Below are 25,644 nucleotides of genomic sequence, written 5' to 3' on the forward strand. Positions count from 1 at the left end.
CGCGCCTGCTCAGCGCACACCCTCGCCGGCCATGGCGTCGGCGGTGAACACCGAGTCCTTGTAGGGCGGCACGATGCGGTACTGTTCGTTCTTGCCTGCGAACAGGTCACCGGCGAACCAGGCACCGGAGAGCAGGTCGTAGAAGCCGTTGGTCAAGGTCACCACGCCCGGCAGGTCAGGCAGCACCACCGGCGAGGTCCAGACCACCTTGGCCAACTGGTTGCGGGCGTCATAGCGCTCGCCCAGCACGGCAGCCCAGGTGTCTTCGTCGAGGTAGTAGGTGCTACGCGGCATCACATGGCGCTGGCCATTCTTCAGCGTCGCCTCCACCACCCACACACGGTGCAGCTCCCAGCGGATGGCGTCGGCGTTCAGGTGATGGGGAGCCAGCAGCGCCTCGGCGTTGCTGGCGGTGAACACCTTGTTGGCGTTGTAGGGGATGTACATCTCCTTCTTGCCCACCAGCTTCCAGTCGAAGCGGTCGAGACGACCGTTGAACACGTACAGCTCATCGAAGCTCATGACGCCGGCGGTGGCCGGGGTCGGCGTGTCGCAGCAGGCGTTGGGCAGGCGACGCACACGGCGCTGGCCAGGCAGGTAGGTCCAGACCGCAGCTTTGTCGGCGTTGAGGTTCTCAAGGCCGGTAATGGCCTCCCCGGCACGCAGGGGCGGGCCGTCGTTGGTCATGCGGATGGACCAGAACACACCCTTGTCGCCACTGCCACCGGGCAGGTACCAGGGCATCTGCAAATCGGCCCGCGAGTCATTGGTGAGCACGTGCTTGCCGTCGGCGGTGGTCAGGTACTGATTGAAGCTGGCGTGCCAGGACGCACCCCGCCAACGCAGCAGGTGGTTCCACATGGCTTCCACGCCATTGGCCGGGATCGGGAACGGGATGCCGCCGGATGCGCCTTCGGGCATGGGGCCGGCGGGGCCGTCCACCAGCTTGCCGCTGGTGGCGTTGGCGAGGGTGGCGTCGTACACCGACTGCGGAGCGGCAGCGCTGCGGCGTGTCGGGTAGACGTCGAGACGATAGCTGTCCGGGTACTTCTTCAGCATGGCCTGGATGCCCGGCGTCAGCTTGTCGGCATACTGCGCCATGTTCTGCGCGGTGATGCTCAACAGCCGCTTGTCGCTGGCGAACGGATCGCCACGCTTGCCGCCTTCCTTATAGGCCGGGTCGGCCTGGATGTAGCCACCGGTCCAGGCAGGAATGCTGCCATCCGCATTGCCGGCCCGCTCGCCACCGAGCGGGGTCAGGCTGGTCTTGAGCATGGCCGCCTGCTCGGCGGGCACTGCGGCAACGGCGCCGTGGGCCAATAGCAGCGAGGCACTCAGGGCAGTGAGCAGGGAAACGACTTTATTATTGTGTTTCATCGGGTGGTCCTCGGTCAGAAGGTGCGGCTGACAGTGAAGGCGATGAAGTCGCGGTCTTTGAGCGACTGTTCGAAGGTGTAGTGGTTATCGGCGTCGAGGAAGGTGTTCTCCGGGCCGTAGTAGTGCGTGTAGGTCAGGCCCAAACTCCAGGTGTTGAGGTAGTTGCCTTTCAGGCCGATGTTCAGGTCACCGCCATGATCGGTGCCAAAACCGGTGCCCAGCGCCATGGACGCGCCGTTGGTGTAGCTCGCGCCGATCGGCACCGACAGGTCGAGACCCGGTAAGATCTGCCGGTACATCGGTTCGAACACCAGGCGCAGGCTGGTGGCGTCACGGTCGGCGTTAGGGTCAACGGCATCGGCGTTCTTGCTCACGCTCATCACCCGGTTCCAGGCGATTTCGCCGAGGAAGCTCGACTCGGCAGCGATGAAGTTCGGCTCCAGGCTGGCAAGCCAGGAGAAGTTGGCGTGCAGCGTGCGGCCGGCGGCGTAAACCGGGTTATCGTCATTGTCGATCGCCTCGCCCACGGCCAACGCATGCTGGTTGGTCGAGGCCAACGGCTGGTTCCAGCGCGTTGACAACTCACCGGCGAGGTTGAAGTTGCCAACGGTGGTGGAGAAGCTCGCACCGAACGCCTCGATACCCTCGGGATACACCCAGTAGAACTCGCCGGCCTTGCCGCTGACCGGGTCGAGGTTGGCGAAGTTCGGGCGTACATTGAGCTGCGGCGACTTGTCGTGGAAGCGGATGGCGTACAGGCCCCAGTCGACCGTCTCGGTGCGCCAGCGCACCTGCATGCCGCCCTGCCCTGAGTCCTTGGCTTGCTTGTCGTTGCCGTGGAAGAACGCCAGAGGTTGGCCACCGGGGAACACCGGCGCGCCGACGAACATGCGCTCGGCGCCATCACCGAAGAAGTCGTCTGTGGAGAAATAGCTGCCCGCTGCCGGCAGGCGGTTGGCCTCCCACTCGAACTGGTAATAGGCCCCCACCGACACATCCGGCGTCAGTTGGAGTTGTCCGGAAATCTGCTGTACCGGACGGATCAGTTCCTTGAACTGCGTGTTGGGTACCGACAGCCCCTTGACCACGTCCACCGGAGCCATGCCGCCAGCAATGCCGTTCATGCCAAAGAACAGGCTCTCGCCCCACTGCATGGCGTATTGACCCAAACGGCCGGACAGCGGCATGTCGCCGATCTCGGTCTTGCCGAAGATAAAGGCGTCGAGCAGCTCGCCCTTGCGCCCATGCAGCTTGCGCGTGTCGTCGGTGAACGCGTCGTAGTCGACCGAATAACTGTTGGCACGGCCAGGGTCGTTGTTGTCAGTCCCTTGGTTGTAGACATCGTCGTACCAGGCCGCGCCGCTGACCCGTGCGCCGACGTTGTTGTAAGTAATGTCCAGTTCCGACAGCAGGTCGAGGCGGTTGGAGATCAGGCCTTTGTCGAAGTTGCGGTCACCGTCGTCCAGGTTCAGCGCGGTCTGCCCTTCGGTGAGCTTGCTGCTCGCGTCCTGTGTACGCCAGGCGGCGCTGTATTTCAGGGTATTGTCCCAGCGCACCCGCAGGTCGGGGTTGCCGGTATCGAATTCGAAGGCCTGGGCCTGGCTTGCGGCCAGCGCGACAAGCGCCAGGCTGAGGGGCTTGAGCGCCGGTAACGGCCGTGTGAATGCACCTTTGCGAGTCAACATCGGGGTTTCCTCTTTCTTTTTATTGTGCGTCGGTGTTGGCATAGGGCCGGCGCGCCGACAAGGCAGGGCGTGCCGGGTACGGGGAGTCAGATCGGCTGCGCAGTGACCTCCAGCATGCGCTTGACCAGGCCGATGCGGTCGAAGGAAGGATCGCGCTGGATCTCCTTCACACCTGCCAGCAGGGACATTTCGCTGATGAACTTGCAGCGCTCGAAACGCCGGCCCATGAAACGCTGCAATTGCGCGTCGAGGCTGCCACCCGCGGTGAGTTCTTCGGCGAGCACCACGGCGTCCTCAATGGCCATGCCTGCACCCTGCCCCAGGTGTGGCGTGGTGGCATGGGCGGCATCCCCGATCAGCAGCACTCGACCGCAGTACCAGGGTTCGTCGACAAACACCGCTTCAAGCGGCTTGTAAACGACCCCGGCGTTGTCGACGATCTGCTCGCGCAATTCGCCGATCAGCCCGCCGAAACCGGCCAGGCGCTGGCGAAGGCCATCAGCCAAAGCGGCCGGTTCCATCCAGGGGTTGCCCGGCTCGTGGGAGGTGGTGAAGAGGTACATCAGGTCATCGGCCAGCGGGACCAGACCCGCGTTGCCAGAGGGCCCTTGGTAGTTGGCAAGGTGGTCGATACCTGCCGCACGCGGGAAGTTGTAGCGCCACACCGACTGCCCGGTGAAACGCGGCTGATAACGATCACCGAACAGCACGCTGCGGACTTTCGAGAACACCCCGTCGGCGCCGACCATCAGACCGTAGCGCCCCTGGCTGCCATCGGTGAACAGCACGTCCACTGCGCTGTCGTCTTGCTCGAAACTTTCCACCGAGGTGCCCAGGCGCACCTGGGTGCCCAGTTCGATGGCAGTTTCGCTCAACACCTTGTGCAGGGCGCGGCGCGAGATACCCACATTGGCCGGATACTGCGGACCGGCCAGGCGCTGGCCAGGGATGCGCGCCAGTTGCTGCCCTTCGGTGGTATAGATGGCCACGTCCTCGAAGGAGTAGGCGGCATCAAGGTAGGCTTCGAGCAGGCCCAGCCGGTGCATCTCGCGCACCACATTGCTCTGTTGAATGATGCCGACGCCGTAGACGGTCCACTCGGTTTTCAGCTCGACCAGATCGACGGCGACGCCCTTGCGGCGCAAGGCGATGGCGGCACACAGCCCGCCAATTCCGCCGCCCACGATCAACACGTTGTTCACAGTATCCATGGCATGTCTCACGTTTTGTTCTTGTTGTGCGCCCCGTCATGCGGGGCGGCCGTTTCCTGTGCCTATGCACAGCTTCCCGCCTGCGCCGGTCCATGACCAATCGCGTCGCGGGATGCGACCTATCGCGCGGCGCGATAGGTCAGCGATCGAGCTGCTCCAGCGGCAATAGCAGCCAGCCGTCCGCTTCCTTGTGATCGAGTGCCTCCAAGGCTTCGCCTCGGCAGGGGCCGTGAACGCAAGTGCCGTCTTCGGGCATGAAGCGCGCACCGTGGGCGTAGCAGACGATCCACTGGCCATCGGCGCTCAAAAAGCGGTTCTTGCGGTACTCCAGGGGCACCATCAAATGCGGGCACAGGTTGCGGTAGACGCGTACCTGGCCCAGGTACCGCAGGGCGAACAGGCTGTCCGCGCCCCTGCCCTGTGGGTCGAAACCGCGCGCGTGACCCTCGCCCAGCTCATCGAGCCGGCACAGCTCCACCCACGCCATGTTTCAACCCTGCTTCGCAGGCGGGCCGCTGGGTGCCCATTTCTCCCGCGAGGCGAACAGGAACAGCTGCGAGTTGTCGGCCGACATCGGCGCCTGACGCGCCGCCCATGCGTCATCGTGCTTGTCCATGTCGGCGTCGTACTCGATGTGGCAGCCCAGCGGGCTGTTGAAGTACCAGAACCAGTTGGAACCCAGCAGGTGTCGGCCCGGGCCCCAGAAGCTGGTCCAGCCTTGCTGCTGGAAACGCGTACCGGCCAGCAGGACCTCGGTGCCGCTGCCCATATGGAAGGTGAAGTGCTCGCAACCCTGCATGTGGGGTGGGGTCTGGATCATGAACAGGCAGTGGTGATCATCCATGGCGGCGGTGCGCATGAACGGGCCGACGCCGATGAAGCTGTCAGTGGTGACGAAGCCCAGGCGATCGCGGTAGAACGCTTCACCCTTGGCCGCATCGGGTACGAAGTACACCACGTGGGACAAGGTGCGCGGCAACGCCGACATGTCCGGGGCAATGCCGAGCTGGTTGATCGGGCGCTGCGGTGCGCTACCGGGGGCGTTGGTAAGGTCGGCCGGCGCGTCGAAGGGGCGACGGCAGGTCACCTGGAAGGCAATGGCAAAGCCCAGGTCGTCGAAGGTGTGCAACGCGCCGCTGGCGTCGCGCCGTACTTCGCGATCACGGCCCAGTTCGTCGGCGATGGCCGCCAGATCGGTGCTCGAAGCGACGCCGTAAACGGTCTCGCGCAGCGATGGGGTCGGCCCGAGCGCCGGCGGCAAGCCAGGGTCGTCGCCGCGGCGGATAATGATCGAGGTGCCGTCCAGCGCCTCGAAACGGCCACCGTCGCCGTCCAGTTGAACAGCATCGAGGCCATAGTCACGCAGGCAATCGGCACAGGCCTGGATATCGTCGACGCCAAACACCAGCGCGTCGAGACCAAGAATATTCATGGCTACCACTCCATTGAAATTGTTATTCGGCGAGGCAGGTCACCGGTAATGGGTCGCGGCGGCACGTCGGCCGTACGACTGGCGTGCAGGTTGCTCGGTGGCGGGGTGGCGTGACCAATCGCGAGTCAGAATGCGAGGCATCGGCAATCGCGATACCTGGGCCACAGCCCATGTGCTGTGGCGTTGGCTCGGTATCGTGGCTTGCAGGTCTTGACGTAGCGGCAATGCAGCGGGAAGGTATCGCGAAAATAACTACAAGAACCGAGAGCTATCACCATGCGCTTTCACCACCTGGACTTGAACCTGCTGGTTGCCCTGGACATCCTGCTCGAGGAGCAAAACATCACACGCGCCGCCGAGCGCCTGCACATGACTCAATCGGCCACCAGTGGAGTGCTGGGGCGTTTGCGAACGTTTTTCGAGGATGAGTTGCTGGTGCAGGTCGGCCGCAAGATGCAGCCCACCCCCTATGCTCTGGAACTGGCCAAACCGGTACGCGAGGTGCTACTGACCATTCGCGCCTCGATAACGGCCAAGCCGGTGTTCGATCCGGCCGCCAGCAAGCGACACTTCCGCCTGGTGACCTCGGACTACCTGATCAGTGTGGTATTCGCTCAGGTCATCCAGAAAATCCATCAGGAGGCGCCGCACATTACCTTCGAGATGATCGGCCCAGGCGACAGTAGCGCCGAATTGCTGATGCGAGGCGAGGTCGACATGATGATCGTGCCCGAGCGCTACCTCATCGAAGGCCATCCGGCGCAGCTGCTGTTCGAGGAAGATCATGTCTGCGTGGTGTGGCGCGACAACCCCGAGGTGGGCGAGCATCTGACACTTGAGCAGTACATGCAGATGGGCCACATTTCGGTGGGCTTTGGCCGCAACCGCCACTTGAGCATCGAGGACTGGTTCATGAACCAGTACGGCTTCAATCGGCGGCTGGAAGTCATCACCAACGACTTCAACACCCTGCCCCAGTTGTTGGTGGGCACCGTGCGGATCGCTACCATGCACCGCCGACTGGCCGAACTCTATGCCGGCTACCTGCCGCTGCGCCTGTTGCCACCGCCAGTGAAGATCCCGGTTATGCGCGAATTCATGCTGTGGCACCGCAGCATGGACGGCGACCCCATGCACAGATGGCTGCGCGAGCGCATCAGCGATGTCATTCAGTGCGCCAGCACGCAGCCAGATGCTCTGCGCGCCACCGCCTGAGCGGCGGCCATCGCCCCAGACACCGCAACGGTGCTGGGGCATCGCGTTTCGCGATACCTCGCATCCCTGATCACGATTGGCCCCACCCTGCCCTGCCTGCGTACCTTGCCTTCAAACCGCGCCCTGCCTGCCTGTCGCTCAATTGGGCGCCGGACTCCACGACCGCAGAAGGACAACAAGAATGTTCCGTTACTTCCCCACCAATTACGTCTGGAACCTCTCGGTGGACCTGGCCATCGAAATGGGTGCCCGCATGGGTGAAATCGAGGAAATGTGCGCACCGCTGCAGGAAGCCGCCAAACAGCCCGACGCCGCCGGCACCCAGGCCTTCCGGGAAATATGGTCGACCATGGCCGACAAGCTGTGCGGCTTGGCCGAAGAAGACGAAACCGCCGGCCGACGCTTGTCCGCCGGCGAAAAATACAACCGCGCGGCCACCTACTACCTCACCTGCGAACGCTTGCAGGCCCACGGCGCGCCGGGTCGTGCAGCCTTGTATCAGCGCTTCCTCGAAACCTTCGCCCGCGGCATCGATTTGGCCAAGGAGAACTGTGAGCGCGTAGAGATCCCGTATGAAGGCAAGCACCTCTCGGGACTGCTGGTGCGCGCAGAAGGCGTGAGTGGCCCGGCACCGCTGCTGGTGCAAGTCAACGGGCTGGATTCGACCAAGGAAATGAAATACCGCGTCGGCCTGCCTGCCTGGCTGGCCAGGCGAGGCGTGTCGTCGCTGATTGTCGACCAGCCCGGCACCGGCGAAGCGCTTCGCCTCCACGGCATGACGGCACGCCATGACAGCGAACACTGGGCCAGCCGCATAGTGGACTGGCTGGAAACCCGCCCTGATGTCGATGCCAGGCGCATCGGCCTGGAAGGCGTTTCCCTGGGCGGCTACTACTGTCCGCGCGCAGTGGCGTTCGAACCGCGCTTTGCTTGCGGCGTGGTGTGGGGCGCCAACCACGACTGGCGCGACGTGCAGAAGCGTCGCCTGGAGAAGGAAGGCAACTTCCCGGTGCCGCACTACTGGGCGCACGTGCAATGGGTCTGGGGGGCGAAGGACCTGGACGACTTCATGCGCATCGCCGAAAACGTACACCTCGACGGTGTCCTCGACCGTATCCGCGTACCGTTCCTGGTCACCCACGGCGAGAAAGACTCGCAGATCCCGCTCAAATGGGCACACCGCACCTACGAACAACTGGTCAACAGCCCGAAACGCGAACTGAAGATTTTCACTGACCGTGAAGGTGGCGTGCAGCATTCGAGCTTCGACAACAGCATCAATGCCGGGCACTACATCGCCGACTGGATCGCCGAAACCCTTGGCGGCCACACGGCCTGATCGGCGCTGCCGGCCCTGGCTCCGACGGCGCCGATTGGCGCCGTTCTCGTTTCTGCGCCAGAGAGCGCCAGGTATCGATGCCATCGATACCTGGCCATCAATAGCATCTGTTGGTGCTGGGCAGTCACCACGGCCTAGCCTTGCACCACCCTCACGATGAGAGAGCTCACCAATGAGTGCCCTGCACCTGCACTGCTCTACCCTGTTCGACGGTACTGGCCTGCACACCCGCCAACGACAGACATTGATCATCGAAGGCGGCGTGATCCGCCATGTCGGGCCATCCGCCGAGGCACCCCGTCCGCAACCCGGCGACCGTGAAGCCCACGGCCAGTTCGTCATGCCCGGGCTGGTGGACGTGCACACCCACCTGGCGTTTGGCAATGCCCAGAGCGAGGAAGACATCGACATCTGGACCAGCGACGAGTTTCGCGCCCTGCGGGGGCTGTTCTTCGCTCAGCACGTTCTGGCTGCCGGCGTGACGTCCATGGTCTGCCCTGGCGACAGTGGCCAACTCAGCATTGCCGTGCGCAATACGGTCAACGCCGGACTGTTCGAAGGCCCCCGTATCGCTGCAAGCAGTCGAGTGATCACCAATCGACAGAGCCTGAACGACTGGTTCCCCAGCCGCGTCGGCGCCCCTGAGTACTTCACCGCCGCGCTGGTCACCAGCCGTGACGATGCCATTGCCCAGATCCGCAAGCAGGCCAAGGACGGCGTGGACCTGATCAAGATTGCCATGGACGGCACCCACCGTCGCCCCAACGGCGAAATCATCGCCGCTTTCACCGCCGACGAGACCCGTGAGATGGTCTACGAAGCTCATCGCCTCGGCTGCCGTGTGGCTACCCACGCCTATGGCCGAGAAGCGGTGATGTACGCGGCCAAGGCTGGCGTCGACCTGGTGTTCCACGCCTTCTACATGGATGACGCCTGCATCGAAGCGCTGCTTGAGGCTGGCAGCGTGCTCGCTCCGACCATGACCTTCCCGCAAAACACCGTGGACTTCTGCCAGCCCCATGACCCCGCGAACAGCACCGGCTACGCCGCCTACTGCGCCCGGACCCTCGAGCTCGGCGCGCCGGTACTCAAGCGCGCCAAGGCCGCCGGCGTACCCTTCGCCTGCGGCAGCGACAGCGGCTTTGCTGTGACACCCTATGGCGAATGGCACGCTCGTGAACTGGAGCTGCTGGTACGGCACCTGGACTTCACCCCGGCCGAAGCATTATTCGCCGCAACCCATGTCGGCGCACGCTTGATGCCGCGCGGCGAGACGCTCGGCACCCTGGAACCGGGCAAACAGGCCGACCTGCTGGTGCTCGACGGTTCGCCCCTGGACGACATCCGCATCCTTCAAGACCGCGCTCGGCTGCAGGCGGTGTACAAGGCCGGCGAGCCGGTACGGCTGCAACGCACCGCCTACAACCCCAAGCAGGTGTCGGACTTCAATTCGCTGAAATGGACCGACCTCTACACCCGCGACCGCGTGTCCGAACTCGGCAAATGGAGCCTGTGAACATGACAACGCTCAACTTCGAACTGGCAGTGCAACTGGCCGTCGCGACCCTGCACCAGGCACGCGCTTTGAACCTCAAGCCTATGGCCGCAGCGGTGCTCGACAACGCCGGCCACCCGTTGGCGGTGCTGCGCGATGAGCAGGCCAGCTTCCTGCGCCCGCAGATCGCCACCGGCAAGGCCCGCGGCTGCCTGGGCCTGGGCTTCGGCGGCCGCGAACTGGCGCGCCGCGCCCAGACCATGCCGGGCTTCTTCGATGCCATCAACAGCCTCACCGGTGGCGAGGTGATTCCGGTCGCCGGCGGCGTTCTTCTGCGCGATGCAGAAGGCCGCCTGCTGGGCGCCATCGGCGTCAGTGGCGATACCTCGGACAACGATGAGCGGTGCGCGCTGCTGGCTATCGAAGCGCTAGGGCTGATCGGCGACAGCGGCGATCTTCAGCCCTGAGCCAACGCCTTGGCCTGCTCCACCAGCAATTGGCGGAGCCAGGCCAAGGCGAGGTCGCTCCCCTGCTGCGGATGCCACTGGAGGACCTGGGATGCTGCTGACGCAGTAATGGCCGAGGCGAGCGGCTCGCAGCCAGGACTTGATCCCGACCCGGTAAAGATCCGTCTTGTGCCCAGTATTCTCCAGGGCCACCATAGGCATTCTTCAACAGATCATTGGCTAATGCATGACACTGGAAAATTACCAGGCAATCGCTGAAAGCATTGCCCTGCTGCTGTACCCCCACGCGGAAGTCGTCATTCATGAGATACGCGGCCAGACAATCGTTCATATCGCCAATAATTTCTCACATCGCAAGCTCGGCGATGATTCAGCACTCGGTTCAGAACTGGGTGACCTTTTGAAGGGTACCAACCTTGGTCCCTACGAGAAGCTCAACTGGAACGGTCAGAAGGTCCGCTCGATCAGCACTGTGCTGCATAATCCGCAAGGCGAAGCCGAGTATCTGATGTGCATCAATCTGAACGTGTCGGTGCTGGAACAGGCGCGTGTGGCATTGGATGCATTCTTCCAGATGAGTCGGCTGGAGCCGCAACCGGATGCGTTGTTCCGCAACGATTGGCAGGAGCGCATCAACACCTTCCTGCAAGCGTGGCTGCAAGCGCATAACCTGTCGCTGCAGACCTTGAAGATGAAAGACAAGCGCAACCTCGTACTGGCCTTACACGCCGAGGGTGCATTCGAGGGGCGCAGCGGCGCCGATTACGTTGCCAACGTCCTCAGCATGGGGCGGGCCACCGTGTACAAATACCTGAAGGAAGTCAGGGCCTAGGCGGTATTGCCTAGCTGTAGGCACACGCTCTTGCTGTTGGTGGAATATTATTCTATGGTGGACAAATTATCCATACGCCTGCAAGGACCCGTCATGCCAGCCACCCCGTCCGTTGATGCCCAGTTCCTTGATACATTGCACCAAAACATTCAGGACGCCCATGCGGCGCTCCGCCCGGCCGTCAGCATTACCCCGCTCTTGCACAGCGCTCGTTTGTCGGCACTGACCGGCTGTGAAGTGCTGCTCAAGTGCGAACACCTGCAGCACACCGGTTCATTCAAGTTTCGCGGTGCCAGCAACAAGATGCGCCTGCTGCCGGCCGAGGCGCGCAAGCAGGGGGTGATAGCTGCCTCTTCCGGTAACCATGGGCAGGCACTAGCCTTGGCCGGCAAGATGGCTGGCGTGCCAGTGAAGGTCTACACCACCACGGGCGCATCGGCATACAAAACAGAGGCAATGCGCGCGCTGGGCGCCGAAGTGGTCTGCCTGCCCACCGACCCGCTGAGTGCAGAGCTGGAAGCCGCCAGGCAAGCCAAGGCCCAGGGCGTACCTTTCGTATCCCCCTACAACGACCTGCAAGTCATTGCCGGCCAGGGCACCATAGGCGTGGAGTTGTTCGAGCAGGCGCCAGACCTGGACGCGGTGTTCGTCGCCGTGGGCGGTGGCGGGATGATTTCCGGTATCGGCGCCGCCCTGCGCGTACTCAAGCCGGGCACTGAGATCATCGGCTGCTGGCCGGCGAATGACCCAACCCTGCAGCAATCACTCAAGGCCGGTGAAATCATCGAATTGGATGCCTGCGAAACGCTGTCGGATGGCACGGCTGGCGGCGTCGAGCCAGGCTCCATCACCTTCCCGCTTTGCCAGGCGCTGCTCACCGATACCGTGCTGGTCAGCGAGGACGAAATCCGCTGCGCCATGCGCGACATCGCCAGCAGTGAGCGCTGGATCATCGAAGGCGCTGCAGCGGTTGCGGTCGCCGGCATGCAGAAGCTCGCCGAACGCTATCAGGGCAAGCGTGTCGCGGTGATCCTGTGTGGCCGTAACATCCTGCTGGAGAAGTTCCTCGAGGCCGTTCAATGAGGGTCTTCAGCAAGGCGCAGATCATCGCTCGCTTCAACCCCGAGCTCGCGGTCAGCCAACTGGAGGAAGGCTTCATCGCCTACTCCGAAGGCAAGGTGCAGGTGCCGCCCGTGCAGGGCTTCGCATTCAAGGGCGCGAACGGTGACTGTTGCGTGAAGTCGGCCTACATCGAAGGCAGCCCGACCTTCACCGTCAAGCTTTCGACAGGCTTCTACGACAACCCGTCCAAGGGCCTGCCGAGCAATGATGGCTTGATGCTTGTGTTGTCTGCACACACCGGTCAGCCGCTGGCACTGCTGCAGGACCAAGGCTGGCTGACTGCCATGCGCACCGCATTGGCCGGGCGTATCGCTGCCCGGCTGCTGGCGCCGGCCCATGTCAGGGCCATTGGCATCCTCGGCACCGGCATGCAGGCGCAGATGCAGCTTGAGCAGCTTCGCGCGGTGACCGATTGTCGCCAGGTGATTGTCTGGGGCCGGCATGAACGCGGGCTTGCGGCCTATACCGCATTTGCCCGCGAGCTGGGCTTCGCAGTGCACAGCACGCAGGATGCTGCCGAGGTTGCGGGCGCGGCAAACCTGATCGTCTGCACCACGCCTTCTCGCCAGGCGCTGTTGCACAGCGATTGGGTCCAGCCGGGCACGCATATCACCGCCGTCGGTGCCGATGCGCCCGGCAAGCAGGAACTGGACCCGGCACTGGTGGCAAGGGCAGACCGTATCATCGTCGACGCCATCGCCCAGTGCAGCCAGTACGGCGAAGTGGCCCATGCCCTCGGCAGTGGCCGGATCGACGCTAACCAGCTGATCGAGCTGGGTACGCTACTGGCTGGCCGTGCCAAGGGGCGTGAGCACGACAGCCAGATTACCTTGGCGGACCTGACCGGTGTGGCAGTGCAGGATGCACAAGTCGCAAGCTACGCCTTGGCAGCCCTGTGCACCTGAGGCGACAACAGCGTCAGCGCAAACGTTGCACCTGCGCTGGCGTGCGCTGCATCAGCACCTTGCCATTGCGTACCGACACCAACGCGTGCCCCTGGCTGCGCACCATCTCGTAATCATCCGGCGCCGACAGCAGCAACAGGTTCGCCGGCCGCCCTACCTCTATGCCATAGCGCTCGCCCAGGTTCAGGGTGCGGGCGCTGTTGTCGGTAATCAGGTCCAGGCAGCGCTGCAGGTCTTCATAGCCGAGCATGTGACAGATGTGCAGACCGGCTTCGAGAATGCGCAGGATATTGCCATTGCCCAGTGGGTACCACGGGTCGACGATGGAGTCCTGGCCGAAGCACACGTTCATGCCGGCGCGGTCGATCTCGGCCACGCGGGTAACGCCACGACGTTTCGGGTAGTTGTCAAAGCGCCCTTGCAGGTGAATGCTCTCGGTCGGGCATGACACGAAGTTGATGCCCGACAGCTTGAGCAGGCGGAACAGCTTGTAGCAATACGCATTGTCATACGAGCCCATGGCCACGGTGTGGCTGGCCGTGACCCGGGCCCCCATGCCGCGTACCCGCGCTTCTTCGGCCAACACTTCGAGGAAGCGTGATTGCGGGTCGTCGGTCTCGTCGCAGTGCACGTCCACCAGGCAACCGGTACGCTCGGCCAGGTCCATCAGGAACTTCACCGACGATACCCCCTGGTCGCGGGTATTTTCGAAATGCGGAATGCCGCCGACGACGTCGGCGCCAATTGCCACGGCTTCAGTCATCAGCGCCCGGCCGTTGGCGTACGACTCGATGCCCTCCTGCGGGAAGGCGACAATCTGCAGGTCGATCAGCTCACGCACTTCGTCACGTACCTCGACCATGGCCTTGAGCGCGGTGAGTTTCGGGTCGGTCACATCGACATGGGTGCGCACATGCTGGATACCGTGGTCCACCAGCATGCCGATGGTTTTTTTCGCACGGGTCTTGATGTCGTCTTGGGTGGTGATTTCCTTGCGCTCCGACCACCGCTCAATGCCTTCGAACAACGTGCCGCTCATGTTCCACTTCGGCTCACCTGCGGTCAGCGTGGCATCTAGGTGAATGTGCGGCTCGACAAAGGGCGCGACCACCAGGTTTTGCCCGGCGTCCAGGTCATTGGCCGTAGCGGGCGCCACGACGTCGGTCTGGGGCACGATGGCGGCAATGCGCTCGCCGTTCAGTTCGACGCGGAACAGGCCAGGCTTGCCGCGCAGGCGTGCGTTGATGATGTTCATGCTGTTACTCCTTGCCGTGGGCTTCGCTCATGCGCCATACCAGCATGGCGACCGAAGCATTCATGCGAAAAAGCGGGTCGTCGAGCGACTGCCCGCTCAGTTGTTCGATGCGCTGGATGCGCTGATTGATCGTGTTGCGGTGCAGCCCCAGACGCTGTGCGGCCTTGAGCCCGTTGCCATTTTCCATGAGCAAGGCGTCGAGGGTATGCACCAAAGCATGGACGTGTTTGCGCCCAGGGGCGATCAGCGGGCCGAGGGTGCGGCTGACGAAATCGTCGACCAGCGAGCGGTCGACAATACCTTGCAGCAGGCGCAATACGCCGAGCTCGCTGAAGTTGCAATAGCCGTTGGCCGGGCGCAGATGCTGCGCCACATCCAGCGCCTGGCGTGCCTCGTTGAGGGCCTGGCGATAGTGCGCGCAATCGTCAGCGAGGCTCGACAGGCCCATGTAGAGGCCCAGTTCACCTGTCGCGGCTTGCAGCTGCCGGTACAGCGCGCCCAAGGTCTCGGGTAAGTCGTGTGTATCGGCCAGCAGCACCACGAACAGGTCGCCCGGCAACTGCGCCGTCACACTGCCTGGCTGCTGGCGGCACCAGGCTTCGAGCTGGTCTTCCAGGGCCTGGCGGGTGCCTTGCCAGGTACGCTCGCCGTGCGCCAGGCCGTGGCGCTCGAACAAGGCGTCCACGCCCGTCAGGCGCAAAGCCAGCAGGCGCCGCGGTTTATCCAGGGCCAGTTGCAGGTGTGCTGCCCGCTGCCGGGCAATCGCCAGGCTCGGGTAGTCGCCTGTGAGCAGTTGGCCAAGGATGTCGTTGCGCGAGCGGCGTACCTGGCTCATCTGCACCAGTGCAGTGCCGATCAGGTGGGTGACCACCACCATCTTCAGCGCGTAGGGCTGTTCGATCAGTGGCAAGCCCAGTTGCTCGGCGCGCGCGACAACGGGCGCCGGGATGCTCTGGATGAAACTGCCGCCGGTGAGAATCACCATGCCGGCAATGCCCACGGCGTCGCCATCCTCCACCAGGCTCAGCAGGTTGGCTTCGCCGCGCGGGTGGTTGATGCCGGTGACGAATACCAGTTCACCGCCCATCACCCATTCGGCGATACCCTCGTTCTCCGCCACGTAAGGCCAGCGTACCCGCCGCTGCAGGTTGCGCGCTCCGGCCCGCACCTGCATTTCGTGCAGACCGGGCAAATGCAGGAGCTCTTCCAGCGCCAGGCTCACGGTTCGACGCCCGCCTGGCCGGGCGCGCGGCGGCGTGCGCCCAGCTCTAGAATGACGATGTAGCACACTGCCGAGGCGGCGATGCCCACCAGCGGCGCGACCCACGGTGAGGCATAGGCCAGTACAGCGCCCACGGCATAGGCAAACAGCCCGGTGAGGTTGTAGCGTGGCAGGTTTGCCGTACCCAGTGCCGGGTATTTGCCGCGGTGGCGATACCAGAAGTCAGCCATGATCACCCCACCCACCGGCGGAATGATCGACCCCAGCAGCACCAGGAACGGGATCAGCATTTCGTACATGCCACCCATCGCCAGCACAATGCCAACCCCGGCCGCCACCAGCGTTGCCGTGCGCCGGCGCTCGCTGCGCAACAAGTGGCAGGCGGCGGCCGACACGTTGTAGATGGTCGGACCCTGAATGGTCCACAGGTTCAGGCACAGCATCACCACGGCCGCGAACGACAGGCCCTGCAGCATCATCACGTCGACGATATCGGCCTGCTGATAAACCATCGCGCACCACGCCCCGGCCACCACCATCAGGCCGTTGCCAAGGAGGAATGCCACCACGCTGGCGATCACCGCTACCCGGCCACTGCGTGCCAGCCGTGTCCAGTTGGTGGCTTGGGTGGCGCCACTGGCGAAGGTGCCGAAGACCATGGTCACTGCCGCCGAAAAGGTCATGGTTTCATGCGGGACGACTGCAGCCAGGCCGGCAAAGCCACCGGCATCGCGGGTGGCGATGTACATGGACACCAACAGCAGCACGAACATCAATGGCACCGACACCCGCGACAACAGGTCCAGCCCCTTGAACCCGATGATGGCCGTAATGCTGAAACCCAGCCCGAACAGCACCATCAACGGCATGCCGAAGCCATCCGCCAGCCCCAGCAGCTTGACCAGCACGATGGCCACCGTGGCCGTACCCCAGGCATACCAGCCCAGTTCGGCAAAACCCAGCAGAAAGTCCGAGAGCCGGCTCCCCGCTTCACCGAAACAGAAGCGTCCCATCAACACGGTATTCAGCCCGCTGCGCGAGGCAATGAAGGCCAACACTGCGGCATACAAGGCAAGCAAACTGTTGCCGAGGGTAGCCACCCACAGCATGTCGACAAAACTGAATGCCATGCCCAGCTTGCCGCCGGCGAACATCGTGCCGGTAAAGAAGGTGAAGCTGAACAAGACCATCGCGATCGGCAGCAGGCCCTTGCGGGCGGACTGGGGGGCTGCGCTGAGGGGAAATTCGCTGGGTGAGCTCATTGCACGGGGGCTCCGGGTGTGTAGTTGGGAGCAGAAAGAGCAATATGCGGGCCGCTTTTCCCTGCGCCGCCACCCGGAAGAAATCGGGCTGTTCGCCCAGAAATCCATATGCACTGTGCACATTAAAGCTACGATCTGACGATCTGGAGTGTGCGCGACGACTTATTTTGAGGCGCTCATGCACCAAAGCGGGCCTGGGCTGGGTAGTAATCACCCAGCCCACGGCGGTTTACACGGTCCCGTCCAACCCCATTTGCCAGAAATCAGCCTCCAGGCTGGAGGCCTGGCCAAAAATCCCTGCCAGTTCGGCGAACCGCTGCTCGGTCATGCTGCGCGCCGCCAGTTCATCCAGGTGCTTGCGCGCTGCTGCGGCCACCCCTTGGTAGCCCTCCCCGGCATACTCGCCAATCCACTCGCGGTAGGGGTGATTGCTCAAGTCGCCAATGCGCTCGGCCAGGGTCCGGCCGATTTCGGCATAGCCGATCACGCAAGGTGCCAGTGCCACGTGCAGCTCCAGCAGGTCGCCGGCTGCGCCGCAGTCCAGCACATAACGGGTGTATGCCACCGTGGCCTGATGCTCTGGTGCGGCCTCGATGTCTGCCTGGGTCAAGCCCCAGCGCGCGCACAGGCGCACGTGCAGCTCGGTTTCATCCAGGATCGCCGACAGCCCGGCCTGCGCTGCACGAATGTCGGCCGGGCGGCGGCTTTTGTAGGCGGCCAGCGCCCAGGCGCGGGCGAACTGGATCAGGAACAGGTAATCCTGCACAAGGTAGGTCCGGAACGCTTCCTCGCTCAGCGTGCCCTCGCCCATCTGACGCACGAAGTCATGGTCTACGTAGCGGTTCCATTGTGGCGAGGCAGCTGTCTTGAGGCGCTCGAAGATATCCATGCTCATTTGCCCTCCGGGTACACTGCATCGAAGAAAGCCAGCTCCAGCGCCACGGTGCGCTGGTAGAAGTCACTTGCCAATGCGGCCTCCTGCGGGCCGACGCGGTCCAGTTCGGCCTGCAGGAAAGCGACGAATGCCTGGAATGCCGGGTTGTCATGCAGGGTAATCCACTCGGCATGGACGAAGTTGTCCGGCATCGGTTTCGGCGCCTTGAGCGCCCAGTCCAGGTACAGGCCTTCGGCAACGTTCAGCACCGCCAGTGCCGCTGCGTAGGAACGGGTGGCTGCCGCTTCGCGCATGATCGCCTTGAAACCTGCGGTAGGCGCGGTATCGGCCGGTTCACTGCGTTGCGCCGGGCTGACACCCAAGGCCTCGAAGGCACGCAGGAAGTAGGTGTTCTCGTCACTGCAGATCATCCCGGCAAAGCGGCCGAAGCGCAGGCGGGCTTCAAACGTGTCAGCGGTGGCGATGGCCGCGCCTAGCAGGGTCACGAAGCTGTCGAGGAAACGGTGGTCCTGAACCAGGTAGTCGACCATGATCGGGTCCGGCAGGCTGCCGTCGCACAATCGGGTCACGAAACGGTGGCCAACGGCCGCCGACCAGGTCGGCTCGCTCTGGCGGCGCAGGGACTGGCTGAAACGTTCGGTCATGTTGCTGTCCTTGATGAGGGTGACAGCGAGACCTTGAAAGTTGGCATGGACTGGCCTCGCAGTGAGGCCGGCAAAAAGGCAGGTTACAAGCCCCATCCCTTCGCCGGCATGATCCGGATCAGGTTCGAAGGGTCACCGCGCTGTAGCGTTCAGCGGTTTCTCAGCCCATTGCCGGGCTCCCCTTGGTGACGCTCAGGTATACCCGAGGGCGCCGCGCCTGTCACGCCCCAAACTGTGGGCAATGGTGACCCGCTAATGGGTATCTGTCCCCATTCTTGACGCGCCATCTTTTAGTGCACGCCAGACGCTGCAAGGTTTTGTATGTCAAGGCATTACTGAAAAATCTGTTGGCATAGCTGTTGCTGATGGCCATTTAACGGGCAAAACGCCATTGATGGCTTAAGGCCCTAAGGCCGCAAAAGAGGCTTAAGCCAATGAAAACATCTGCTGTGAGTCACGCGTCCAGACGCGCGTTCCATCTCTCGTCCGTCACTGCGCTGATGATCAGCCTCGGGTTGATCACGGCCATGGCAGCCCCCCTCGACGACAACAGCATGCCACCGCCGACCGACCCGTCGGCCTACACCGACCAGCCGGACGACCCGACCGCTGCCTTGCTTGAGCTGAACACCATGCCGGAGGCCAACGAAGGCTCGCTGGAGCTGACCGATGGCGCGTATGGCGACCGCAACACGGTAGGCACCGACAACGTGCTGCCGCCGGCCCTGCAAACATCGGACAAGTACCCTACCAACGGCAAACCCAGCCCGTTGTTCGGTGCGCAACCTTTCACCCAGCAACTGTTGCTGTTCGAAGAATTCGGACCAGAGAAGCTCGACCCGACCACGCCGGTGCCCGATCTGACCTTCCCGGTACCGACCCTCGGCGCGGCCCCCGCCCAAGACCCCAACGTGGTGGCACGCAGCGGCCCCAGTGGCAACGCACTGGAAGCGTTCCTCAAGCAACCCGGCCTGTACCCGTTTCCGACCCAGTACGCCAACGTGCTGGACCGCAACCCATGGAAGGCGCAGATCGAGATGTTCCTCAACCGCCAGCCGGTCGGCTCGCCCGCTGAAGGCCGGCCGCCAGGAAAAGGCTGGTCACACCAGCGCTGGAACGAGTTTTACCCGCAGGCAGCGTTCAAGACGGCCCAGGCCGGTGCGCGCATCAACCTCGGTCTGCGCGACCGCAAGCAAATGCACAACTATGCCGTCGGCGAATTTGCCCCGGGCGGCCTGTACTACCAGACCTCCGACATTCCGACCACGCTGGGCACCACCAAGGGCATCGACACACGCTTCCATCCGAACATGCCGCTGCAAAACCACAAATCGCTGTGGACCTTCGACGGCACTTTCCCGCCCAAGCTGCTGATGGTGCGCTACGGCCAGCCAATTCTGATGCGCCATTACAACGCCCTGCCGATTGACCCCTCGGCCAACGGTGGCTTTGGCCTGCATACCATCTCGACCCACGAGCACAACGGCCACTCGCCGGCCGAAAGCGACGGCTTTGCCAACGCGTACTTCTTCCCCGGCCAGTACTACGACTACCGGTGGCCGGTGCAACTGGCCGGCTACGACACCATCAACACCCGTGCCCAGGACCCGCGTGCCGCTTTCCCCTGCTCGCCGGGTGAAACCTTGTTCGTCAACGATGGTTCACCGGGCCTGAAAACCTGCGAGAACGGCAGCATCAAGATTCGTGGCGACTGGCGCGAAACCATGAGTACCCACTGGTTCCACGACCACATGATGGATTTCACGGCGCAGAACGTCTACAAGGGCAACGCCGTGATGATGAACTACTACAGCGCCCTGGACCGCGGCAACGAGGCCCTGCAGGACGGCGTCAACCTGCGCTTCCCAAGCGGTTCAGCCATGCCTTGGGGGAACCGTGACTATGACGTCAACCTGGTGATTGCCGACAAAGCCTGGGATGCCAATGGCCAGCTGTGGTTCAACCCGTTCAACACTGACGGCTTCCTCGCTGACCAGATTCTGGTCAACTGGCAGTACAAGCCCAGGCTCAAGGTGCGTGCGCGCAGTTACCGCTTCCGTCTCCTCAACGGCTCGGTGTCACGCTACTTCAAGTTCGCCGTGGTGCGGGAGATTGCCGGTACCAGTGGTGAGTTCAAAGGCCCGTCCGGCTCCAACCTGTCGTATGCGCGGGTGCCGTTCCACATGATCGCCAACGACGGCAACATCATGGAACACGCGGTGCCATTCGACGGCACGATGGACCTCAATGGTGACGGCAACCTGCAAGACAACAACGGCGTCTTGCCGTTGCAGGCCATTGCCGAGCGCTACGACATCATCATCAACTTCGCCAAGAACGGCATCAAGGCCGGCGACAAGCTGTACTTCGTCAACCTGATGGAGCACGACTCCGGCAAAGGTCCGAAGCAAGCTATCCCGTTGGCCGACGTGCTGTCGGAAAAATACAAGGCAGTAATCAAGCAGACCAGCAAAGGCCCGCAGTGGGACAACGGCGACCCGGCTGTCGGCAAGTTTCTGCAACTGTGGGTGCAACCGTACACCGGCCAGGACCTGAGCATGGACCCGGTAGCCTATGAGCCGGCCAAGCCAGGCAAGGCTGCTGGCCTGAAAATGCTGCCCCTGCCCATTGACCGCGACGCCGCAGCCGACCAGGCCAAACTCAAGGATGCCCGCCACCGCGAGTTCATCTTTGGCCGCTCTGACGGCACGGACACCACCCCGTGGACCATCAAGACCGACGGCGGCTTTGGCTACAGCATGGACCCACGCCGTATCAGTGCCGCACCGCAACTGGCCAACCAGTCCACCGACGGTGGTTTCAGCGGCGACGGCACCCTGGAAGTGTGGAAAATCGTCAACGGCGGCAATGGCTGGAGCCACCCGGTACACGTGCACTTCGAGGAAGGCGTGATTCTTAGCCGCGACGGCAAGGCCCCGCCAGAATGGGAAAAATGGGCGCGCAAGGATGTGTACCGTATCGGGTCGGAACCTGATTCGTCCGAAGAGGTGGAAATGGCCATCCGCTTCCGCGAGTTCGCAGGCACCTACATGGAGCACTGCCACAACACCCAGCACGAGGACTCTTCGATGCTGCTGCGCTGGGACCTTGAACACCCGGGGCAGTTCCAGGTAATGCCCACCCCGCTGCCAGGATGGGATGGCGTGCGTTACATGGCCTCGGTAGGCCTGCCAACGTTCCGCACCAAAACCGATGACGACGATGACGACCCGGCCAACAAACCACCTGTCGTGGCCAACGACAGTGCCGCAACGACTGCAGGCAAGCCGATCACCCTGAACGTGCTGGCCAACGACAGCGACCCGGACGGCAACGTACCGCTCACGGTCACCGGCCTCAGCCAGCCGGACTCCGGCCAGGGTACCGTGAGCACGGACGGCAGCACAGTGACGTACACCCCACCCGCTACGGTCGCCACGCCGTTCACGGCCAGCTTCAATTACACGGCGCGTGATACCAAGGGGGCCGAGTCGGTGACCCCGGCCACGGTCAGCATCGCCGTCACCCCAGCAGTGGCGGCCGACGAGCTCAAGGTCACCAGTGCCACAGTGCAACTGCGTAGCGGCAACCGGTTCACCTGGGATGTGCAGGGGACAACCACGGTGGCCACGGGCAACAGCATCAGCGTGACTGCAGCAACCACCGGTGGTCCGGTAAGCCTGGGGAACGCGACGCTGACTGCCACGACTACGGGGGCCCGTTGGCGGGTAGCGGTGACCACCACCGGCTTTGGCCCGGCCACGCCAGCGACGGTCACGGTGAAATCGACGCTGGGCCAGACGGTGACAGCGCCAGTCACATACAAGTGAGTGCAAAGCGGGGCCGCCATGCGGCCCCCATCAGCCAACCCACGAGGACCGCATCATGCCCGGCTCATGGCGATTCCTGCTGGTACTGGCGTTGTTCGCCGCCAGCATTCCGTTCTGGCCGTTGCAACCCCAACGAACGGTGGCCGAAGCAGCGGCCTCTCCCTGGGGGGCCAGCTATTTCCCCAACATCCCCCTGCTCACTCAGGATGGCGAAAAAGTGCATTTCTTCGACGACCTGATCAAGGACAAGGTGGTCGCCATCAACTTCATCTTTACCGGCTGCTCCGATTCCTGCCCAGTGGAAACCGCTCGCCTGCGCCAGGTACAGAAAATCCTCGGTGACCGGGTCGGCAAAGACATCTTCCTCTACTCCATCAGCATCGACCCCTATAACGACACCCCCGCCACCCTCAAACGCTATGCCGAAAAGTTCGGCATCGGCCCAGGCTGGACCTTGCTGACCGGCGAACCCGACGACATCGAGCAACTACGCCGCAGCCTGGGGCTGTGGATCGATGGCCTGGAAAACGGCCGCTCCAAAGACCACAACCTGAGCCTCATCATCGGCAACCAGGCCACCGGCCGCTGGATGAAAGCCTCGCCTTTCGAAAGCCCGTACATCCTCGCAGACCGCCTGGGCAACAGCCTGCACAACTGGAAGCAGGCCAGCGCCATGAGCAATGACTACGCTCAGGCTCCGCAAATCCGCTCACCCAGCAGCGGCGAGCAGATATTCCGTACCCGTTGCTCGTCCTGCCATACCGTGGGCAACACCGAGCCAGGCCAGCCAGGCATCGGCCCCGACCTGCTGGGCGTGACCCGTCAGCGTGACGCCAACTGGCTGGTCCGCTGGCTGAAGGTGCCCGACCAGATGCTGGCCGAAAAAGACCCCTTGGCCATGCTGCTGTTCGAACAATACAACCGCCTGGCCATGCCCAACATGCGCTTGGGCGATGCCGAAGTTAGCGCATTGATGAGCTACCTCGAAGAGGAAACGGCTCGCCTGCAAACACCCATGGCTAATAGGGAAATCCCCTAAAGGCTATTAGCCACCAGTCATCAGGCTGTCATCTTATTGTCGTATTTTCCGAGCATCACCCAGGGTCGGGAACTATCAGCAGTGATTCGCCGTTCGCTTTCCTCCACCAGCCTTCTGCGACTGCTGATCCTGATGCTCTGTGCAGCGACCCTGGCCTTTCTCTGGGGGCTGCACGTCACGCAGAAAGCCGCCGCCCGACAGAATGCACTGTCGGCCAAGGCCATCGAGCACCTGAACCTGGCCAGCATCGTGGGCGAAAACCTCCGACAGCTTGTCGACCGCGCCCAGGCGATGGGTCGTGTTACCCAGGACGACATGAACGCGCGGCGCCAAGGCAACCTCAGCCTGGCAGCAGACCCAGTGTTCAAGCGCTTGAGCCTGTACGACCGACAAGGCCGGCTGCTAGCGGCCAGCCATACCGATGAGGCCGCCGAGTTGCCGGCAGACTGGTTGCGCCAACTGCAGCGGCACATTGACCGCTACGGTTTCAAACCTTTCCTGCCGAGCATTCAGCCTGTCAGCCAAACCGCTGCCCTGCCCACTTGGCGCCTGCCCTTCCTGCTGCCGTTGACCAATTCGACTGGCCGGGAAATCGACAACATTTTGCTGGTGCACTTGGACGTCGGCTACCTGGCGGTGCTGTTCCAGCCTATCGACCTGGGCAACAGTGGCCTGGTGCGTCTGCTGCAGGATGACGGCCTGGAGCGGCTGCGCATCGACAACAGCGGCGTGGTGACTGCCGGCGACCTATTGCAGCCCCCGCTGCCGGCGCTAGACACCGAAGCGGGCATGCTGACCCAGTACGTAGCGGGTGATGCCTACCAAAGCGTGTACCGCCGTGTACCTGAGCAAGGCTTCAGCGTGGTGGTCAGTCAGCGCCAGGCAGAAATCCTCGCACCCTCGACGCTGGCCTATTCCCGGCAGTTCTGGTTGAACCTGAGCATGACCCTGATGATCCTGGCCAGCCTGCTATGGACCTTGCGCCTGCTGCGCAAACGCCAGGAGGCGTTCGACGCGCTGGAACATGCCCAGCAGGTCAATCAGCAGCTGATCGTGCGCCTGGAGGACGAACACCGGCGCAGCAGCCACGCCGCCGCCACCGACCACCTCAGTGGCCTGCACAACCGCCGCCAGTTCGTCGAAGTGGCCAGCCAGGCGCTGACTCGGCAACGTGGCAAGCGCCGACTGATGGCGATCCTGTTCATCGACATGGACCGTTTCAAGTCGATCAACGACTCGCTCGGCCACAAGATTGGTGACCTGCTGCTACAGGCTGTGGCCGGGCGTATCCAGCGCCTGCTGGAGCCCGGCGACGAGGCTTCGCGGTTTGGCGGCGACGAATTCGTGGTGTTGCTGGCCGGTGAGCGCAGCGAGGAGCAGATCAACGCCTGGGTCCACGAACTGGTGCAGAAACTGTCGGCCACCTACGCCCTGGATGGCCAAGAGGTCAACACCAGCCCCAGTGTAGGGGTGAGCATCTGCCCGCGTGATGGCCAGGACATCGACAGCCTGATACGCAGTGCCGATGCGGCCATGTACTCGGCCAAGCAGGCAGGGCGCGCGCAGTATCGCTTTTTCGACCCCTCGCTGAACCTGGCCGATATCCAGGCGTTTACCCTTGAACAGGCCTTCGGCAGTGCCTTGGCCGAACGCCAGTTCGTGCTGCACTACCAGCCACAGATGCGCCTGGACACCCACCAGGTGCTGGGCTACGAGGCGCTGGTGCGCTGGGCCCACCCTGATTTCGGCCTGCTGTACCCGGACCGCTTCATCGGCCTGGCCGAGCGCAGTGGTTTCATTGTCGAACTGGGTTGGGAAGTGCTGCGGCTGGCCTGTGAAGCCTTGTCGAGCTGGAATGCCCAAGGCCGCAAGACACGGTTGGCAGTCAATGTCTCCGCCCTGCAGCTGCGTCAAGCCGATTTTGCTGACCGGCTGCTGAGCAAATTGCAGCATCATGGCATCGCGCCCCAGCAACTGGAGCTGGAAATTACCGAAACCACAATCCTCGACCCCGAAGGCACGGCGGTGGCGCACCTGCATACGTTGCGCGGCGCAGGTCTGGGTATCAGTCTGGACGATTTTGGCCGTGGCTACGCCGGCTTTGCCCACCTGCATTCACTGCCCCTGAGCAAGCTGAAGATCGATCGTTCGCTGATCGCGGCGCTGTCCAACAGCCATGACGACAGCCCGATCGTGTCCTCCACCATCATCCTGGCCAAGCGCCTGGGCCTGGAAGTGGTGGCCGAGGGGGTGGAAACCCGTGAACAGGTGGTGTACCTGAAGCTTGCCGGCTGCGATATCGCCCAGGGCTACCACTTCAGCCGGCCACTGTCGCTGCCGCAGCTGTGGGTTTACCCGCCCTTCAACGGTATCGAGGACAAGGCATGCGTGTACTGAGCGCAACGGCAGGCTTGCCG

At 63.2% G+C, this 25,644-nt stretch carries 20 protein-coding genes and 1 riboswitch; of the genes, 10 read left to right on the forward strand and 10 right to left on the reverse strand.

The window, feature by feature from the left end:
* Window positions 1-9: 9 nt before the first annotated feature.
* From ACZ889_RS18080 to ACZ889_RS18100, 5 genes are all read right to left on the reverse strand, one after another.
* Window positions 10-1,377, reverse strand: a complete 1,368-nt coding sequence (locus ACZ889_RS18080; RefSeq protein ID WP_180690056.1) for a DUF1329 domain-containing protein — start codon at window positions 1,375-1,377, stop codon at window positions 10-12.
* Between the two features lie 14 nt (window positions 1,378-1,391).
* The gene (locus ACZ889_RS18085) at window positions 1,392-3,062 is read right to left on the reverse strand and encodes a DUF1302 domain-containing protein (RefSeq protein ID WP_476257648.1); all 1,671 of its coding nucleotides are present in this window, start codon (window positions 3,060-3,062) and stop codon (window positions 1,392-1,394) included.
* Window positions 3,063-3,148: 86 nt separating this feature from the next.
* A complete protein-coding gene (locus tag ACZ889_RS18090) occupies window positions 3,149-4,273 on the reverse strand; it encodes an FAD-dependent oxidoreductase (protein ID WP_476257649.1) in 1,125 nt (374 codons plus the stop codon).
* Between the two features lie 139 nt (window positions 4,274-4,412).
* Window positions 4,413-4,760: a Rieske (2Fe-2S) protein gene (locus ACZ889_RS18095; RefSeq protein ID WP_128573762.1), complete on the reverse strand. Its 348-nt coding sequence runs from the start codon at window positions 4,758-4,760 to the stop codon at window positions 4,413-4,415.
* Window positions 4,761-4,763: 3 nt separating this feature from the next.
* The gene (locus ACZ889_RS18100; RefSeq protein ID WP_180690054.1) at window positions 4,764-5,705 is read right to left on the reverse strand and encodes a VOC family protein; all 942 of its coding nucleotides are present in this window, start codon (window positions 5,703-5,705) and stop codon (window positions 4,764-4,766) included.
* Between the two features lie 276 nt (window positions 5,706-5,981).
* Between ACZ889_RS18100 and ACZ889_RS18105 the strand changes: the two genes are divergently transcribed.
* From ACZ889_RS18105 to ACZ889_RS18135, 7 genes are all read left to right on the forward strand, one after another.
* Window positions 5,982-6,920, forward strand: a complete 939-nt coding sequence (locus tag ACZ889_RS18105) for a LysR family transcriptional regulator (protein ID WP_104887622.1) — start codon at window positions 5,982-5,984, stop codon at window positions 6,918-6,920.
* A gap of 181 nt (window positions 6,921-7,101) precedes the next feature.
* On the forward strand, window positions 7,102-8,259 hold the full coding sequence (locus tag ACZ889_RS18110) for an alpha/beta hydrolase family protein (RefSeq protein ID WP_104887621.1): 1,158 nt from the start codon (window positions 7,102-7,104) through the stop codon (window positions 8,257-8,259).
* 172 nt (window positions 8,260-8,431) lie between these two features.
* Window positions 8,432-9,775 (forward strand): metal-dependent hydrolase family protein, encoded by a 1,344-nt coding sequence (locus tag ACZ889_RS18115; RefSeq protein ID WP_104887620.1) that lies wholly within the window; start codon window positions 8,432-8,434, stop codon window positions 9,773-9,775.
* 2 nt (window positions 9,776-9,777) lie between these two features.
* Window positions 9,778-10,221: a GlcG/HbpS family heme-binding protein gene (locus ACZ889_RS18120; RefSeq protein ID WP_104887619.1), complete on the forward strand. Its 444-nt coding sequence runs from the start codon at window positions 9,778-9,780 to the stop codon at window positions 10,219-10,221.
* Between the two features lie 226 nt (window positions 10,222-10,447).
* Window positions 10,448-11,053 (forward strand): helix-turn-helix transcriptional regulator, encoded by a 606-nt coding sequence (locus ACZ889_RS18125; protein ID WP_104887618.1) that lies wholly within the window; start codon window positions 10,448-10,450, stop codon window positions 11,051-11,053.
* Window positions 11,054-11,146: 93 nt separating this feature from the next.
* Window positions 11,147-12,136 (forward strand): threonine/serine dehydratase, encoded by a 990-nt coding sequence (locus ACZ889_RS18130; RefSeq protein WP_004576258.1) that lies wholly within the window; start codon window positions 11,147-11,149, stop codon window positions 12,134-12,136.
* A complete protein-coding gene (locus ACZ889_RS18135) occupies window positions 12,133-13,080 on the forward strand; it encodes an ornithine cyclodeaminase family protein (protein WP_476257650.1) in 948 nt (315 codons plus the stop codon). The genes ACZ889_RS18130 and ACZ889_RS18135 overlap by 4 nt, the downstream gene beginning before the upstream one ends.
* A 13-nt stretch (window positions 13,081-13,093) precedes the next feature.
* Here the strand turns inward: ACZ889_RS18135 and codA are convergent, their stop codons facing one another.
* From codA to ACZ889_RS18160, 5 genes are all read right to left on the reverse strand, one after another.
* Window positions 13,094-14,335: a cytosine deaminase gene (codA, locus tag ACZ889_RS18140; protein WP_476257651.1), complete on the reverse strand. Its 1,242-nt coding sequence runs from the start codon at window positions 14,333-14,335 to the stop codon at window positions 13,094-13,096.
* A 4-nt stretch (window positions 14,336-14,339) separates the two neighbouring features.
* The gene (locus tag ACZ889_RS18145; RefSeq protein WP_476257652.1) at window positions 14,340-15,557 is read right to left on the reverse strand and encodes a PucR family transcriptional regulator; all 1,218 of its coding nucleotides are present in this window, start codon (window positions 15,555-15,557) and stop codon (window positions 14,340-14,342) included.
* Window positions 15,554-16,819: a cytosine permease gene (codB, locus tag ACZ889_RS18150; RefSeq protein WP_104887615.1), complete on the reverse strand. Its 1,266-nt coding sequence runs from the start codon at window positions 16,817-16,819 to the stop codon at window positions 15,554-15,556. Before codB ends, ACZ889_RS18145 begins: the two co-directional genes overlap by 4 nt.
* A 229-nt stretch (window positions 16,820-17,048) precedes the next feature.
* Window positions 17,049-17,714, reverse strand: a complete 666-nt coding sequence (tenA, locus tag ACZ889_RS18155) for a thiaminase II (protein ID WP_104887614.1) — start codon at window positions 17,712-17,714, stop codon at window positions 17,049-17,051.
* Window positions 17,711-18,358 (reverse strand): TenA family protein, encoded by a 648-nt coding sequence (locus tag ACZ889_RS18160; protein ID WP_004374380.1) that lies wholly within the window; start codon window positions 18,356-18,358, stop codon window positions 17,711-17,713. Before ACZ889_RS18160 ends, tenA begins: the two co-directional genes overlap by 4 nt.
* A 78-nt stretch (window positions 18,359-18,436) precedes the next feature.
* Window positions 18,437-18,551: riboswitch (TPP riboswitch) on the reverse strand.
* Window positions 18,552-18,792: 241 nt separating this feature from the next.
* Here ACZ889_RS18160 and ACZ889_RS18165 point away from each other — a divergent pair.
* The 3 genes from ACZ889_RS18165 to ACZ889_RS18175 all read left to right on the forward strand — a co-directional run bounded on the left by ACZ889_RS18165 (window position 18,793) and on the right by ACZ889_RS18175 (window position 25,624).
* Complete coding sequence (locus ACZ889_RS18165) at window positions 18,793-22,188, forward strand: Ig-like domain-containing protein (protein WP_476257653.1); 3,396 nt, start codon at window positions 18,793-18,795, stop codon at window positions 22,186-22,188.
* 55 nt (window positions 22,189-22,243) lie between these two features.
* Entirely contained in the window at window positions 22,244-23,227 is a 984-nt protein-coding gene (locus ACZ889_RS18170) for an SCO family protein (protein WP_070095460.1), read from the forward strand.
* An 81-nt stretch (window positions 23,228-23,308) separates the two neighbouring features.
* Complete coding sequence (locus ACZ889_RS18175) at window positions 23,309-25,624, forward strand: putative bifunctional diguanylate cyclase/phosphodiesterase (RefSeq protein WP_476257654.1); 2,316 nt, start codon at window positions 23,309-23,311, stop codon at window positions 25,622-25,624.
* Window positions 25,625-25,644 lie beyond the last annotated feature (20 nt).

It is taken from the genome of Pseudomonas sp. TE3895, from assembly GCF_056278855.1.